Raw genomic sequence first — 15,811 nt, 5'->3', positions numbered from 1 at the left:
TTTCCTTGTGCCTATACCGTCTGAAAGACAGGGCTGTTTCAGACGGTATCGGGTACGGTTTTTTAGAGTGGGAAAAGAGGGTATTTTATACCAAGTATCGGAATTTTGCGGGATTGAAACGGCGTGCGGCAAAAAAGAAAATCCCCGCAGGAATGCGGGGACGGGTTCAGGCGCGGGCAATCGCGACGGCTTTGGATGCGTCCCAAAAATCAACGGGTGCATTTAATACGGGTTTGACGATGCCCGTCCGTATGGCGAAATCGCCGAAACCTTCGCCGATATTGCGTTCTGCCGCCCATTTGCCGATCAGGTCGTCCAATTCGGCAAGGATTTCGGGCAGGGTGATGTTTTCTTTGTAAAGACGGGGGATGCGTACGCCTTCACGGTCGCCGCCGATATGGAGGTTGTAGCGTCCGACGGCTTTGCCGACCAGTCCGATTTCCGCCAACATCGCCCGTCCGCAGCCGTTCGGGCAGCCGGTAATGCGGGTAACGATGTAGTCGTCCGACGTGCCGTGTTTCGCCATAATCTTATCCAGCTCGCCGATGAAGTCCGGCAGCACGCGTTCGGCTTCCGCCATTGCCAGCGGGCAGGTCGGGAAGGAAACGCACGACATCGCATTTTCGCGCAGTTTGCTGACACCGTCGTGTATCAGCCCGTATGAGCGGGCGAGCTGTTCGATCCGGGCTTTGCCTCCTTCGGGTACATTTGCCACGATGAGGTTTTGGTTGGCGGTGATGCGGAAGTCGCCTTTGTGGATTTTGGCGATTTCCAACACGCCGGTCAGAAGCTGTTTCCCGCCTTCGTCAACCAAACGCCCGCTTTCGATGAAAAGGGTCAAATGCCAGTTGCCGTCTATGCCTTTCACCCAGCCGATGCGGTCGCCGCGCCCGGTAAATTTGAACGGGCGTATGGGTTCGAACGGCATACCCATACGGCGTTCGACTTCCGCGCGGAAGTTGTCCAAGCCCATATTTTGAATGGTGTAGCGGGTGCGGGCGTTTTTGCGGTCGCTGCGGTTGCCGAAGTCGCGCTGTGTGGTTACCACCGCTTCGGCGGCCTTCAGCGCGTGTTCCGGAGGCACGAAACCCAGTTCCAGTGAAATGTTCGGATAGGTTTTGGTGTTGCCGTGTTCCATCGAAAGCCCGCCGCCCGCCAAAACATTGAATCCGGCAAGCTGTCCGTTGCCGTCTGAAATGGCGACAAAATCCAAGTCGTTGCCGTAGCAGTCCACATCATTTAAGGGCGGGATGACGACTGCGGTTTTGAATTTGCGCGGCAGATAGGTTTTGCCCAAAATCGGCTCGTCTTCTTGAAGGAAGTCGTCAGAACTTTGAACTTTTTTGCCGTCCACCCACACATCCAGATAACCGCGCGTGCGCGGCAGCAAGTGTTCGGAAATCTTTTTCGCGTATTCGTAAGCCTGCCGGTGCAGTTCGGACTCGATCGGGTTGGACGTGCAAAGCACGTTGCGGTTCATATCCGCCGCCGTGGCGATGGAATCCAAACCCAGTTTGTGCAAGAGGCGGTGCATCGTCTGCAACTTGGCTTTCGGCACGCCGTGAAATTGGAAGGTTTGCCGGTTGGTCAGCCGGATGGAGCGGTAATGACTGTTTTCCCGGGCAAATTTGTCCAGTTCTATCCATTGGGACGGTTTGATGATCCCGCCCGGCAGCCGGCAGCGCAAAAGCATAAATTTCAAGGGCTCGAGTTTTGCCTCGGCGCGTTCGGCGCGGATGTCGCGGTCGTCCTGCTCATACATACCGTGGAAGCGGATGAGTTGGAAGTTGTCGCCTTTGAAGCCGCCCGTGAGCGGGTCTTTCAAATCGTCCAAAATCGTGCCGCGTAAAAAATTGCTTTCGGTTTTCAGACGTTCGTTGTCGGATAGCGGTTTTTCTTGCCACGCCAAACCTTTTGTCTTGGTCTGTACGGTCATTTTGTGTTCCTCCCGATTATATTTAATCAATAAACATCACGCTGATAGCGTTTTTCTTCGCGCAGCATATCCAAATATTCTTCTGCGCCCTCTTCGTCCAAATGTCCTGCCCCGATAATCACATCCAGCAAGGCGGCTTCCACGTCTTTTGCCATTTTTGCCGCATCGCCGCACACATAGATATGCGCGCCTTCCTGCAGCCATTGCCAAAGTCCTTCCGCCTGTTCGCGGATTTTGTCCTGCACATAGATTTTTTCTTCCTGATCGCGCGACCAGGCGAAATCGTATCTGTGCAGGAAGCCGTCTTTGGCAAACTGCTGCCATTCGGTTTGATAGAGAAAATCACGGGCAAAATGCGGATTGCCGAAAAACAGCCAGTTTTTGCCTTCCGCATTTTCTGCGGCACGTTGTTGGACGAAAGCGCGGAACGGTGCGACGCCGGTGCCCGAGCCGATCATCACAATCGGCTTGCGGCTGTCTTCGGGCAGCCTGAAGCCGTCGTTGCGTTCCACAAACACGCGCACCGTGCCGTCCTCTTCCAGCCGGTCGGCAAGGAAACCCGATGCGCCGCCCGCCCTGGCGCGCCCTTCGTGTTCGAAACGCACCGCGCCGACGGTCAGGTGCACTTCGTCCCCCACTTCCGCCTGCGACGAGGAAATCGAATACAGGCGCGGCGCAAGCGGGCGCAGTAGGCCGGCGAATTGTTCCGCTGTCAGTTTTGCCGGGAAGCGGTGCAGCACATCGGCAATCGGCGTGCTTTGCACAAAGCCTTGCAAAACGGCGTTGTCGGCAGCAATACGGTCGAGTTCGTCATCATCGGCGAACGGGGCATAGCCTTTGACAAAGGCGGGGGTGTTTTGCGTGAGTTCAAAATGGGATAACAGTGCGGAGGCAACCGGCAGGGTTTTTCCGCCCGCCTGTATTTCCGTTGCCTGATCGATGCCGAGCAGGTCTAGGATTTCCCTGACCAGTGCCGGATCGTTGTCAAACCAAACGCCGAGCGCGTCGCCCGGGAGGTAGTGCAAATCCGAACCGCTCAAATCGATTTCGATGTGGCGCACGTCTTTATCGGATTGGCGGGCGGTGATTTTCTGATTGGCCAGCAGGGCGGCGGGAAAGGGGTCTGCCTTGCAGTACCTGCCATCCGGTGCCGTCTGAAGGCCGGCGGGGGGCGTTGTCTGCGGCGCGGGCGTTGCCCGGTTTTTTGCGGCTTCTTCTTTTAAGAGTGCGGCGATATTATCTGTCCATCCGTCTGCGGCGGCGGCAAAGTCCAAATCCGCATCAACGCGTTCGAGCAGGCGTTTTGCGCCCAATTCTTCAAAACGTTTGTCGAAATCTTTGCCCGCCCGGCAGAAATTCGGATAGGAGCTGTCGCCCAAACCCAGTACGGCAAATTGGAGTTTGTCCAATTTCGGGGCTTTTTTGCCGTTCAGCAGTTTGTGCAGCACGACGGCTTCTTCCGGCGGTTCGCCTTCGCCTTGGGTGGAGGTAACCAGCAGCAGGCGGCGTTCGCCGGCGATGTTTTTCGCCTTATAGTCTTTCAGTTCGGCGCGACTGACTTGGATGCCGGCGGCTTCCAGGCTGTCCGCCGCTTTGTCGGCAACGGATTTCGCATTGCCGGTTTGCGAGGCGGAAAGGACGGTTACGGAAAAAGGTTCTGCCGTCGGCAATGCCGTCTGAAGCGCGGGCAGTCCTGCAGATGCCCCGTTTCCTGCTTTTGCCCAAGCGTAGCCGGACAGCCACGCCCATTGTGCCGCGTCCAGCCCCGACAGGAGCTGCGTGATTTCGGGCGGCATAGGCGGTAATGGCGGATTTGTGTTCTGCATATCGTGTTCACTCATAAAATCATACCTGCCGCAACAGTGCCGTATGTCGCTTCGTCTATCAGGATAAACGAACCGGCGGCGGTGTTTTCCGCATAAGGCGTTGCCGTAACGGGTTTTTGAAGGTTGATGCGGACTTTGGCGATGTCGTTCATCTTCAAGGATTCCGCGCCGGCCTCTTGTTCCAGCGTGCGGACATCTAAAACGCTTTCAATTTCCCCGACTTTTGCCGGCACGGTTTGCGTGCCGTGCTTGAGCAGGTATTTGCGCGCGGTGTTGAGCGGACGTTCGTCAAACCAGCAAAGCGTGGCTTCCAGATGTTTTTGCGGGGCGAGCGGGGAATTTTTATCGACAAAAAGGTCGCCGCGCGAAACATCGATGTCGCGATCCAGCCGGAGGGTTGCCGCCTCTCCGGCAAAAGCCTGCGCCACTTCGCCTTTGGGTGTGATGATTTCAGACACTTCGGCGGTCAGCCCATTCGGTTCGATGCGGACGGTTTGTCCGACGGCGACCGAACCGCGTTCGATGCGCCCCTGATAGCCTCGGAAATCATCGGCCTTGTCGGCATCTTGGCGGACGACCAGTTGCACGGGGAAATAAAAATCGTCGGCGGTGCGGCTGACTTCGTCCGCCCCCGGCAGGGTTTCCAAAATGGACAATAAGGGTTCGCCTTTATACCAAGGCATATTGCCGCCGGGGTAAACAATGTTGTCGCCCAAGAGTGCGGACACCGGTACGAAATGCGCGTCTTTCAAACCGAGCTGTTCGGCAAGTCGGCGGTATGCCTCCACAATGGCGTTGAATTTGTCTTCGCTGTAATCCAGCAGGTCCATTTTGTTGACCGCCACCACAATATGCGGGCAGTCGAGTTGGCGGAGGATGGCGGAATGGCGTTTGGTCTGCGGCAGAAGCTGCAAGGGCTGCGCGCCGAAATCCAGTTGGGATGCGTCAACCAGCACGACTGCCGCCGAAGCGGTGCTTGCGCCCGTAACCATATTGCGCGTGTATTGTTCGTGCCCCGGCGTGTCGGCGATGATGAATTTTCGTTTCGCCGTGGAAAAATAGCGGTATGCCACATCGATCGTAATGCCCTGTTCGCGTTCGGCTTCCAGTCCGTCGGTCAGGATGGAGAAGTCTATGGTTTCTTTCAAACCTTTGCTTTTGCCGGATTCCAAGGTTTTGATTTGGTCGGACAGCAGGGCTTTGCTGTCGTAGAGCAGTCGTCCGATTAGGGTGCTTTTGCCGTCATCGACGCTGCCGGCGGTAATGAAGCGGAGCGGGGTTTGGTGTTGTGCCGTCATATTTTCTTCCTCATATCTGCTTAAAGGGTTTTTGAAATTTAGAAATAGCCTTCTTTTTTGCGTTTTTCCATTGCCGCCTCGCTTGCCTGATCGTCCAGCCGGGTCGCGCTGCGTTCGGAAATGTCGGCAACCGCTGTTTCTCTGATAATCTCCGTCGGCGTGGACGCGGTGCTTTCTACCGGGCAGGTGCAGCTGATGTCGCCGACGGTGCGGAAGCGGACATCAAGGATTTCGGAGGTTTCAGACGGCATTTTCGGGGTGAGCGGCGTTACGGGGACCAGCAGCCCCCTGCGTCTGACCACTTCGCGCCTGTGGCTGTAATAAATCGGCGGCAGCTCGAGGTTTTCGCGGGCGATGTATTGCCAGATGTCGAGTTCCGTCCAGTTGGAAATCGGGAAGACGCGCATATTTTCGCCTTTATGCAGCCTGGTGTTGTACAGCGACCACAGCTCGGGGCGTTGCGCCTTCGGATCCCATTGTCCGAACTCGTCGCGGAACGAGAAAATCCGTTCTTTGGCGCGGGCTTTTTCTTCGTCGCGCCGCGCGCCGCCCATAAGCGCGTCGAAGCCGTTTGCCTCGATGGTTTCCAACAAGGTAACCGCCTGTGCCGCATTGCGCGAATCGGTTTCTTTGCGTAAGACCACCGTGCCTTTGGCAATGGAGTCTTCCACGCGCCCCACTATCAGGCGGGCATTGAGTTTTGCCGCCTGCGCGTCGCGGAAAGCAATCACTTCGGGGTAGTTGTGTCCCGTGTCGATATGCACCAGCGGGAAGGGCAGTTTCACCGGCCGGCTGCCCAGCCGGAAGGCTTTGCAGGCGAGGGCGAGCAGGACCACGGAATCTTTGCCGCCGGAAAAGAGCAGGGCGGGGTTTTCGCATTCTGCCGCCACTTCGCGGATAATGTGGATGGATTCGGATTCCAACCAGTCGAGTTGGACGTTGTTCGGTTCGGTTTTCGTCATACCATATTCCTTATTTCTTCTGTTTGATCCTTATGAATTATTTGTGCAGCCCGCATTCTTTGCTGTTTTTATCTTCCCACCACCACCGCCCGGCGCGGATGTCTTCGCCGGCCTTGACGGGGCGGGTGCAGGGGTCGCAGCCTATACTGGGAAAGCCTTGCCGGTACAAATCGTTGTAAGGCACATTGTTGGCAAGGATGTATGCCCACACGTCGTGTTCCGACCAGTCGAAAATCGGGTTGTATTTATCGATGCCGCGCCCGGCATCATATTCGGCAAACGGCAGTTCCGTGCGTGTGGCGGACTGTTCGCGGCGTTGCCCGGTAAGCCAAGCATCCGCCCCGGCAATGGCGCGGTCGAGCGGTTCGGTTTTTCGGATGCGGCAGCATTCGCGGCGCGCTTCAACGCTGTCGTAAAAGGCAAACCTGCCTTTGCTTTCCACATAATGCAGGGCATCTTCCCGTATCGGTTGGAAACGCTTGATTTGCATATGCGGATAAACACGTTCAATCCTATCCAACAGGTTTAAAGTTTCCGCGTGCAGCAGCCCCGTATCCAAAGTAAAAATACCGATATTGAGGTTTTCTCCGGCGATAAGGTCGGTAATTACCATATCTTCCGCAGCAAGGCTGCTGGCAAACCGTGCATCCCGGTGGCTGCCGGCAATCCGGTGCAGGCGTTGTTTGAGGGTTTCCGTTTTTTCCGCCAAAGCCGTTTCACTGCCATTTTCAATCGGCGGAATTTTCCATAAAGCAGGTTTGAAAATTTTCATTTTGTCCGCCTTGCTTTATGCGGCTTGTTGTTCTTGTCCGGTGCCCAGTCCGTCCAATGCAAAATACGCGTGTTCGGCCGGATTGCTTTCTTTTTTGGCGTTTTCGCCGAACCAAGCCAGTTTTTCGTGCAGCCCCACCACTTCGCCTATGACAATCAATGCCGGATTCGGCGCGGTTTCGGCGAGTTCGGCAAGGTTGGCGAGCGTGCCGGTTGCGGTTTTTTGAGCCGGCAGCGTGCCTTGGCTGATGACGGCTGCCGGCGTGTCGGGCGAGCGTCCGTGCTGTTGCAGCCGTTCGGCAATCAGGGCGGCTTTGAGCGCACCCATATAAATCACCAAGGTCTGGCGGCTGCGGGCAAGGGTCTGCCATTCGATGTCGGGCGCATCCGCCTTGCGGTGGCCGGTTACGAAAACCGCACTTTGGGCATAATCGCGGTGCGTGAGCGGGATGCCGGCATAGGCGGTCGCGCCGACGGCGGCGGTAATGCCGGGGACGACCGAAAACGGAATCTGATGGCGTGCCAAGGTTTCCAATTCTTCGCCGCCGCGTCCGAACACGAAAGGGTCTCCGCCTTTCAAACGCACCACGCGCCTGCCTTCGCGGGCCAGCCTGACCATAAGCGCATTGGTGTCCTCTTGCGGGGTGCGGCCGCCCCGGGCGCGCTTGCCGACAAAAATCCGTTCCGCATCGCGGCGGACGAGGGACAGTATGCCGTCTGAAACCAGCGCGTCGTAAAGCACCACGTCTGCCTGCTGGATTTCCTGCAGCCCTTTGAGCGTCAGCAGCCCCGCATCGCCGGGACCCGCGCCGACCAGCGAGACGGAGCCGCCTTGATCATTTTGACGACTTTGTTCCAATTGGCCTGCCAATTCCCGTTCGGCAAGGGTGTTTTGCCGGTTTTTGACGAGGGCGGCGAAACGTCCGTTAAACTGCTTTTCCCAAAAGCGGCGGCGTTCGGTAACGGATTTCAGTTTGCCCTTGACGGCATCGCGCCACCTTCCTGAAATTTCCGCCATATCGCCCAAAGACGGCGGCAGCAGGGCTTCCAGCCTTTCACGCAGCAGTCGGGCGAGGACGGGCGCGCTGCCGGAGCTGGAAACGGCAATCTGAACCGGGTTGCGGTCGATAACCGATGGGAAGATGAAGCTGCAATGGTCGCGGTCATCCACCACGTTGACCGGCTTTTGGCAGCTTTCGGCAAGATGGAAAACGCGCCGGTTGAGGGCTTGGTCGCTGCTTGCCGCAATGATGAGGAAAACCGTGCGGATGTGTTCGGCACGAAATTCTTCGGCAAGCCACAGGATTTTGTTTTCCGCCGCCAACGCGGAGAGTTCGGCATTCAGGTGTTTTGCGGCAACCCTGACCTCTGCGCCCGCCTTCAGCAGCAGGCTGATTTTGCGTGCGGCGACTGCGCCGCCGCCTACGACCAATACGGGGCGGCCGGCGAGGTTGGCGAAAATGGGGAAATAATTCACTGGCTGACTCCTTTGCTGTTTGCCCGCACCTTGTTGCCGATACGGTGCGTCGCGGCATTTTTGTCGGAATGCGGGTCATTTTAGACAAAAGGATTTTCCCGGTTAAATAATAAAAAGGCATTTGTTAGAAGCTGAAAGCTATATGGGGGCGGCTGCGGATGCGGCGGTTTTCCGTTTTATAACGGTTTGGGACGGAAAAACGGCCTGAAGCCGTTTCGGGCATTCAGACCGTTTGCGCGGAGGGGGAATGCCGTCCGAAGGGCGAAAAGGGCTTCAGACGGCATTGATGTCGGGTTTCAGGACAGGAGCAGGATGGCGGCTGCGGCAAGCGCGGCAACCGATAATGCGGCGGCAAGCGCGGCTTTGCCGGCAAAGCGGATTGAGGTTTTGCCTTCGATGTATTTGAAGCCGGTTATCATCGGGAGGACGAGGTTTTTCTTTTTGAACACGCGGTATGCGGCGACGGCGGCGATGTGGACTGCGGAAAAAACGGCGAGCAGTTTGAAAAAGTTGAGATGGATTTTCCGCATAAGGCTGCCCGTATGTTCGGAAACCAAATGGTTGAGGTAGCCGTTGGTGCTGAAGGTGTTTTCATCGGCGGCAAAAAGCCCCGTGCCGACTTGGAACGACACGGCGGCCAAAAGCGCAACGACCATCAGTGCGCCCAAGGGGTTGTGTCCGGGTTGGACGTGTTCGGGAATACCGTTTTTCATATACTCTCTGATACCCGACCATCCGCGGACGAAACGGGAGAAACGGGCGGTATCGCTGCCCCAAATGCCCCAGCAGAGGCGGAATACGAGCAGGAAAAGGATAAACAGCCCGACGCGCGTGTGCCATTGCAGCATATCGCCGCCGGTTTTCGCGCTATACCACATAAAGGGTAGGGATGCGGCAAGCAGCCAGTGGAAAAGGCGGGTGGGGAAGTCCCAGACTTTGGTTTTGTTTTTCATAATCGGTTTCCGGCGGTAGAATCGGTTTGTTTTCGAGCCTTAATTTTAACCGATTGGAGGGGAAATGTTTCCCGTTTTCCATCTTTCAGGCGAAAGCCGCCGCCGGATGCTTCAGGCGGCATTGCGTTTTCCTCATGTTTTCAAAGCCCGTGCGGAAGATTCGCACAAAGGGACTTTCGGCACGCTCGCCGTAGTCGGCGGCGCGGTCGGCATGAGCGGCGCGCCCGTATTGGCGGCATCGGCGGCAATGTATCTCGGCTGCGGCAAAGTGTGGGCGGGCTTCAATCAGGAAACGCTTCCGTTTGCCGTCATTGCCGGTTTTCCCGAAATTATGTTGGACACGGCAGACGGTTTGACCAAGCGTCAAGGCATAAACGCTTGGACGGCGGGTTGCGGCTTGGGTACGGATAAGGCGGCGGTCGGAACGCTTGCCGGAATTTTGACGGAACACACGGACAAGCCCGTCCTTTTGGATGCGGACGCGCTGAACATATTATCAACCGATGCCGAAACCCGAAATCTGGCACGCGGGTGTAAAAACCTGATTTTAACGCCACACCCCGCCGAAGCCGCGCGCCTGCTTGGAACGACGGTTGCACAGGTTCAGGCGGATCGGACGGCGGCAGTGAGGAAGATAGGGGCAATTTTCGGCGCAACCGTGGTTTTAAAGGGGCACAAAACATTGGTTGCCGCGTCCGATACGGAAATCTATGTCAACGAAAGCGGCAACGCGGGATTGGCAACGGCGGGCAGTGGCGACGTATTGGGCGGCATCATCGGCAGTCTGCTCGCACAGGGCGTGCCGGTTTTTGAAGCCGCCTGCGCGGGCGCGTGGCTGCACGGCGCGGCGGCGGATGTCATAAAAGAATCGGCAGGCATTGCGGCAGGGCTGTTGGCAGGGGAAATCGCCCCGGCGGCAAGGTGGCTGCGTAACCGGATAACTGAAAGTATGTAAGAAGATATAGTGGATTAACAAAAACCAGTACGGCGTTGCCTCGCCTTAGCTCAAAGAGAACGATTCTCTAAGGTGCTGAAGCACTAAGTGAATCGGTTCCGTACTATCCGTACTGTCTGCGGCTTCGCCGCCTTGTCCTGATTTTTGTTAATCCACTATACCGTCTGAAAGGCAAGGGCTTCAGACGGCATCTTCATTTCCCAAATACTGTCCGGTAAAGCGTGGTATAATGCGTAGTTATCTCTTACAGTTTTTGAAAAACATTAATTATGAAACAAATCCGCAACATCGCCATCATCGCCCACGTCGACCACGGCAAAACCACATTGGTCGACCAACTGCTGCGCCAATCCGGCACATTCCGCGCCAACCAGCAGGTTGACGAGCGCGTGATGGACAGCAACGACCTTGAAAAAGAACGCGGCATCACCATCCTCGCCAAAAACACCGCCATCGATTACGAAGGCTACCACATCAATATCGTCGACACGCCGGGACACGCCGACTTCGGCGGCGAAGTAGAGCGAGTTTTGGGGATGGTGGACTGCGTCGTCTTGTTGGTGGACGCGCAGGAAGGCCCGATGCCGCAAACCCGTTTCGTGACCAAAAAAGCCTTGGCTTTGGGGCTGAAACCGATTGTCGTCATCAATAAAATCGACAAACCGTCCGCCCGTCCGAGCTGGGTCATCGACCAAACTTTCGAGCTGTTCGACAACTTGGGCGCGACCGACGAGCAGTTGGATTTCCCGATTGTTTATGCTTCCGGTCTGTCCGGTTTCGCCAAATTGGAAGAAACCGACGAGAGCAACGACATGCGTCCGCTGTTCGATACTATCTTAAAATATACGCCTGCACCGAGCGGCAGCGCGGACGAAACGCTGCAACTGCAAATTTCCCAACTCGACTACGACAACTACACCGGCCGCCTCGGTATCGGTCGTATCTTGAACGGACGTATCAAGCCCGGTCAAGTTGTTGCCGTCATGAACCACGATCAACAAATCGCCCAAGGCCGCATCAACCAGCTTTTGGGTTTCAAAGGTTTAGAACGCGTGCCGCTTGAAGAAGCCGAAGCCGGCGACATCGTGATTATTTCCGGTATTGAAGACATCGGCATCGGCGTAACCATCACCGACAAAGACAACCCCAAAGGCCTGCCGATGTTGAGCGTGGACGAACCGACGCTGACGATGGACTTTATGGTCAACACCAGCCCGTTGGCAGGTACGGAAGGCAAATTCGTAACCAGCCGCCAAATCCGCGACCGCCTGCAAAAAGAATTGCTGACCAACGTCGCCCTGCGCGTGGAAGATACCGCCGATGCCGACGTGTTCCGCGTATCCGGGCGCGGCGAGCTGCACCTGACCATTTTGCTGGAAAACATGCGCCGCGAAGGCTACGAACTCGCTGTCGGCAAACCGCGCGTCGTGTACCGCGACATCGACGGTCAAAAATGCGAACCGTATGAAAACCTGACCGTGGACGTACCCGACGACAACCAAGGCGCGGTAATGGAAGAACTCGGCCGCCGCCGTGGCGAACTGACTAATATGGAAAGCGACGGCAACGGACGCACCCGCCTCGAATACCATATTCCAGCGCGCGGCTTGATCGGCTTCCAAGGCGAATTTATGACCCTGACGCGCGGGGTCGGGCTGATGAGCCACGTGTTCGACGATTACGCGCCCGTCAAACCCGATATGCCTGGCCGCCACAACGGCGTGCTGGTGTCCCAAGAGCAGGGCGAGGCAGTCGCTTACGCCTTGTGGAATCTGGAAGACCGCGGCCGTATGTTCGTATCGCCCAACGACAAAATCTACGAAGGTATGATTATCGGCATCCACAGTCGCGACAACGATTTGGTGGTCAACCCGCTCAAAGGCAAAAAACTTACCAACATCCGTGCCAGCGGTACCGACGAAGCCGTTCGCCTGGCCACGCCGATTAAGCTGACGCTGGAAGGTGCGGTCGAGTTTATCGACGATGATGAGCTGGTAGAAATCACGCCGCAATCCATCCGTCTGCGCAAGCGTTACTTGAGCGAATTGGAACGCCGCCGCCATTTCAAAAAGCTAGATTGATGTTTACTGGATTAATGTTTAAATGATACGCGATGCCGTCTGAAAAATTTCAGACGGCATTTTTTATTCGGACGGGCTTTGCGGCTTCTTGAAGCTGTTTCAGACGGCGTTTTTCCTACCCAATCAAGAAACTGCCGCCATTTTTCCAGCGGCATATCGCCCCGTCGCGTTTCGGTATCGGGTTCGGCTTCCCGGCAGCATGTCGAACAATGCCGTTTGAAGGAATACGCCTTTTGAGTCCTTACAAGCTTAGGAAGAGGATATAGTGGATTAACAAAAATCAGGACAAGGCGACGAAGCCGCAGATAGTACAGATAGTACGGAACCGATTCACTTGGTGCTTCAGCACCTTAGAGAATCGTTCTCTTTGAGCTAAGGCGAGGCAACGCCGTACTGGTTTTTGTTAATCCACTATAAAATATACCACAAAACATACCATAAAAAAACGGTAACGGATAGTTGTAAGCGGTTGATGACGATTATAGACAATAACGGGTTTTCCCAATGAAATTATTGTTTGAATAATAAAAAATCCCAAACCGTAAAAGTTTGGGATTTGTATTTGGCAGAGAGGAAGGGATTCGAACCCTCGATACGCTATTCACGTATACACGCTTTCCAGGCGTGCGACTTAAACCACTCATCCACCTCTCTAATGGCGGAAATTATCCCAATCGGGATAATTTATTATTTGGTGCCCGGGAGAAGACTCGAACTTCCACACCCGTGAGGATACCAGCACCTGAAGCTGGCGCGTCTACCAATTCCGCCACCCGGGCAATCTAAATATTGAAATAAAGCAAAGCATTTGATTTGGTGCCCGGGAGAAGACTCGAACTTCCACACCCGTGAGGATACTAGCACCTGAAGCTAGCGCGTCTACCAATTCCGCCACCCGGGCTTTGCTTTATTTGCTGTTTTGCGGTACAGTGTCCTGCTGCAAAGAAGTCGCTATTATATAGTTCATAAAGAGAATGTCAACAGTCCAAATGAATAAAAATATTAAATCTTTAAATTTACGGGAAAAAGACCCGTTTTTAAGTCGTGAAAAACAGCGTTATGAACATCCTTTGCCCAGTCGGGAATGGATAATCGAGCTGCTTGAACGTAAAGGCGTACCATCCAAGATTGAAGCTTTGGTACGCGAATTGTCGATTAAGGAAGAAGAGTACGAATTTTTCGAACGTCGTCTGAAGGCGATGGCGCGGGACGGTCAGGTTTTAATCAACCGTCGGGGCGCGGTTTGCGCGGCGGACAAATTGGATTTGGTCAAATGCCGTGTCGAGGCGCACAAAGACGGCTTCGGTTTCGCCGTGCCGCTCACGCCCGCCAAAGACGGTGATTTTGTTTTGTACGAACGCCAGATGCGCGGCATTATGCACGGCGATATTGTCACTGTTCGTCCTGCCGGCATGGACCGTAGGGGCCGCCGCGAAGGGACGGTTCTGGATATTGTCGAACGCGCGCAAAGCAAAGTGGTCGGCCGTTTCTATATGGATAGGGGCGTGGCGATTTTGGAGCCGGAAGACAAGCGTCTGAACCAAAGCATCGTATTGGAACCGGACGGCGTGGCGCGTTTCAAACCTGAATCCGGTCAGGTCATCGTCGGCGAAATTGAGGTTTATCCTGAGCAAAACCGGCCGGCAGTGGCAAAAATCATCGAAGTTTTGGGCGATTATGCCGACAGCGGCATGGAGATTGAAATTGCCGTGCGCAAGCATCATTTGCCGCACCAATTCAGTGAAGCGTGTGCCAAAGCCGCGAAAAAAATTCCCGACCATGTACGCAAAAGCGATTTGAAAGGCCGCGTCGATTTGCGCGACCTGCCTTTGGTAACGATAGACGGCGAAACGGCTCGAGATTTTGACGATGCGGTGTTTGCCGAGAAAATCGGACGCAATTACCGTCTGGTCGTGGCGATTGCCGATGTCAGCCATTATGTCCGCCCCGATGACGCTATCGACACGGACGCTCAGGAACGCAGCACCAGTGTTTACTTCCCGCGCCGCGTGATTCCCATGTTGCCGGAAAACCTGTCCAACGGCATCTGCTCGCTCAATCCTCATGTCGAGCGTTTGTGTGTGGTGTGCGATATGGTTATCACTTACGCGGGCAATATCAAAGAATACCGCTTCTACCCCGCCGTGATGCGCTCTCATGCCCGCCTGACCTACAACCAAGTTTGGAAATGGCTTTCAGGCGGCATCGAGCATCCGTTCAAAACCCAAATCGACACGCTTTACAAACTCTTCAAAATCCTTCAGAAAAAGCGTTTCGAACGCGGGGCGGTGGAGTTTGACAGCATCGAAACCCAAATGCTTTTCGACGACAACGGTAAAATTGAAAAAATCGTCCCCGTTGTCCGCAACGATGCCCACAAGCTGATTGAAGAATGTATGTTGGCGGCAAACGTTTGCGCAGCGGATTTTCTGTTGAAAAACAAGCATACCGCATTGTTCCGCAACCATTTGGGGCCCACGCCCGAAAAACTCGCCGCCTTGCGCGAGCAGCTCGGTCTGTTGGGGCTTCAACTTGGCGGCGGCGACAACCCGTCGCCGAAAGACTATGCCGCGCTTGCCGGACAGTTCAAAGGCAGGCCGGATGCCGAATTGCTGCAAGTCATGATGTTGCGCTCCATGCAACAGGCGGTTTACGAACCGCATTGCGACGGACACTTTGGTCTTGCCTACGAAGCATACGCCCACTTCACCTCGCCCATCCGCCGCTATCCCGACCTGACCGTACACCGCGCCATCAAAGCCGTGTTGAATCAGCAAACCTACACGCCAAAAAAAAGCTGGCAGGCTTTGGGCGTGCATACCTCGTTCTGTGAGCGCCGTGCCGACGACGCCAGCCGCGACGTGGAAAACTGGCTGAAAACCTATTATATGCGCGATAAGGTCGGCGAAGTATTCGAAGGTAAAATCTCCGGCATGACCAGTTTTGGTATCTTTGTAACACTGGACGGCATCCACATTGACGGCTTGGTGCATATCAGCGATTTGGGCGAAGACTATTTCAACTTCCGCCCCGAAATCATGGCAATCGAAGGCGAACGCAGCGGCATCCGTTTCAACATGGGGGACAGGGTTGCCGTCCGGGTCGCCCGTGCCGATTTGGATGACGGAAAAATCGATTTTGTCCTGATTGCCGGGGGGAGCGGCAGGGGGCGGAAAGTTAAATCATCCGCGTCTGCCAAACCGGCAGGGACGGCGGGGAAAGGGAAGCCGAAAACCGCCGCCGAGAAAAAAACAGCCCGAGGCGGCAAAGTAAGGGGAAGGGGCGCGTCTGCCGCCGCAGAATCGAGGAAAAAAGCAAAGAAACCGGTTCCGATTAAGGTAAAAAAACGGAAAGGCAAATCATAATGCTGACGGGGCGGCTTGGGGAGGGCGGGGCATACTTTCCCGAAGCCGCCGCCCGATTTTTTGATATGGCGGCCGGCGCATCATTTCAGGCCAATCGAAACGCCCGTATTGAAAGATTGCGTTTATTTCCACCGCCGTTTTAAAGGCCGGCGGTATTCGGCAGACGGGGCGCAAACGGCGTTCAGAC

Annotated in this window: 11 protein-coding genes and 3 tRNA genes; 3 read left to right on the top strand and 11 right to left on the bottom strand. The window is 55.4% G+C overall.

Going from position 1 to position 15,811, the window contains the following annotated elements; all coding sequences use genetic code 11:
- Positions 1 to 166: 166 nt before the first annotated feature.
- From cysI to IUJ45_RS00970, 7 genes are all read right to left on the bottom strand, one after another.
- On the bottom strand, positions 167 to 1,936 hold the full coding sequence (cysI, locus tag IUJ45_RS01000; RefSeq protein ID WP_002239786.1) for an assimilatory sulfite reductase (NADPH) hemoprotein subunit: 1,770 nt from the start codon (positions 1,934 to 1,936) through the stop codon (positions 167 to 169).
- A 26-nt stretch (positions 1,937 to 1,962) separates the two neighbouring features.
- Positions 1,963 to 3,777 (bottom strand): assimilatory sulfite reductase (NADPH) flavoprotein subunit, encoded by a 1,815-nt coding sequence (locus tag IUJ45_RS00995; RefSeq protein ID WP_002246197.1) that lies wholly within the window; start codon positions 3,775 to 3,777, stop codon positions 1,963 to 1,965.
- Positions 3,774 to 5,060 carry a sulfate adenylyltransferase subunit 1 gene (locus tag IUJ45_RS00990; RefSeq protein WP_002237927.1) on the bottom strand — a complete coding sequence of 429 codons (1,287 nt, stop codon included), beginning with the start codon at positions 5,058 to 5,060 and terminating at the stop codon, positions 3,774 to 3,776. Before IUJ45_RS00990 ends, IUJ45_RS00995 begins: the two co-directional genes overlap by 4 nt.
- Before the next feature lie 38 nt (positions 5,061 to 5,098).
- Positions 5,099 to 6,022, bottom strand: coding sequence for a sulfate adenylyltransferase subunit CysD (gene cysD, locus IUJ45_RS00985; RefSeq protein WP_002217189.1), 924 nt, complete (start codon positions 6,020 to 6,022; stop codon positions 5,099 to 5,101).
- Positions 6,023 to 6,059: 37 nt separating this feature from the next.
- Positions 6,060 to 6,794: a phosphoadenylyl-sulfate reductase gene (locus IUJ45_RS00980; protein ID WP_002217188.1), complete on the bottom strand. Its 735-nt coding sequence runs from the start codon at positions 6,792 to 6,794 to the stop codon at positions 6,060 to 6,062.
- 15 nt (positions 6,795 to 6,809) lie between these two features.
- Positions 6,810 to 8,270 carry a siroheme synthase CysG gene (gene cysG, locus IUJ45_RS00975; protein ID WP_002246198.1) on the bottom strand — a complete coding sequence of 487 codons (1,461 nt, stop codon included), beginning with the start codon at positions 8,268 to 8,270 and terminating at the stop codon, positions 6,810 to 6,812.
- 296 nt (positions 8,271 to 8,566) lie between these two features.
- Complete coding sequence (locus IUJ45_RS00970) at positions 8,567 to 9,223, bottom strand: cytochrome b/b6 domain-containing protein (protein WP_002239809.1); 657 nt, start codon at positions 9,221 to 9,223, stop codon at positions 8,567 to 8,569.
- A 64-nt stretch (positions 9,224 to 9,287) separates the two neighbouring features.
- Here IUJ45_RS00970 and IUJ45_RS00965 point away from each other — a divergent pair, with 64 nt between their 5' ends.
- Both IUJ45_RS00965 and typA read left to right on the top strand, forming a co-directional pair.
- Positions 9,288 to 10,178 carry an NAD(P)H-hydrate dehydratase gene (locus tag IUJ45_RS00965; protein ID WP_002239771.1) on the top strand — a complete coding sequence of 297 codons (891 nt, stop codon included), beginning with the start codon at positions 9,288 to 9,290 and terminating at the stop codon, positions 10,176 to 10,178.
- 269 nt (positions 10,179 to 10,447) lie between these two features.
- Positions 10,448 to 12,259: a translational GTPase TypA gene (typA, locus tag IUJ45_RS00960; RefSeq protein WP_082308605.1), complete on the top strand. Its 1,812-nt coding sequence runs from the start codon at positions 10,448 to 10,450 to the stop codon at positions 12,257 to 12,259.
- Positions 12,260 to 12,270: 11 nt separating this feature from the next.
- On the opposite strand, the gene IUJ45_RS00955 is transcribed toward typA, so the two are convergent.
- The 4 genes from IUJ45_RS00955 to IUJ45_RS00940 all read right to left on the bottom strand — a co-directional run bounded on the left by IUJ45_RS00955 (position 12,271) and on the right by IUJ45_RS00940 (position 13,160).
- Positions 12,271 to 12,414, bottom strand: coding sequence for a hypothetical protein (locus IUJ45_RS00955; protein WP_226876295.1), 144 nt, complete (start codon positions 12,412 to 12,414; stop codon positions 12,271 to 12,273).
- A gap of 408 nt (positions 12,415 to 12,822) precedes the next feature.
- Positions 12,823 to 12,913, bottom strand: a tRNA-Ser gene (locus IUJ45_RS00950).
- A 38-nt stretch (positions 12,914 to 12,951) separates the two neighbouring features.
- Positions 12,952 to 13,038 (bottom strand) — tRNA-Leu (locus tag IUJ45_RS00945).
- Positions 13,039 to 13,073: 35 nt separating this feature from the next.
- A tRNA-Leu gene (locus IUJ45_RS00940) sits at positions 13,074 to 13,160 on the bottom strand.
- A gap of 88 nt (positions 13,161 to 13,248) precedes the next feature.
- On the opposite strand from IUJ45_RS00940, the gene rnr reads away from it, so the two are divergent.
- On the top strand, positions 13,249 to 15,624 hold the full coding sequence (gene rnr / locus IUJ45_RS00935; RefSeq protein WP_002246199.1) for a ribonuclease R: 2,376 nt from the start codon (positions 13,249 to 13,251) through the stop codon (positions 15,622 to 15,624).
- The last annotated feature ends 187 nt before the right edge of the window (positions 15,625 to 15,811 follow it).

The organism is Neisseria meningitidis (assembly GCF_022869645.1).
GTDB lineage: Bacteria > Pseudomonadota > Gammaproteobacteria > Burkholderiales > Neisseriaceae > Neisseria > Neisseria meningitidis.
Note: the sequence above shows the minus strand (reverse complement) of the source record. Positions and strands in the feature narration are given on the sequence as shown.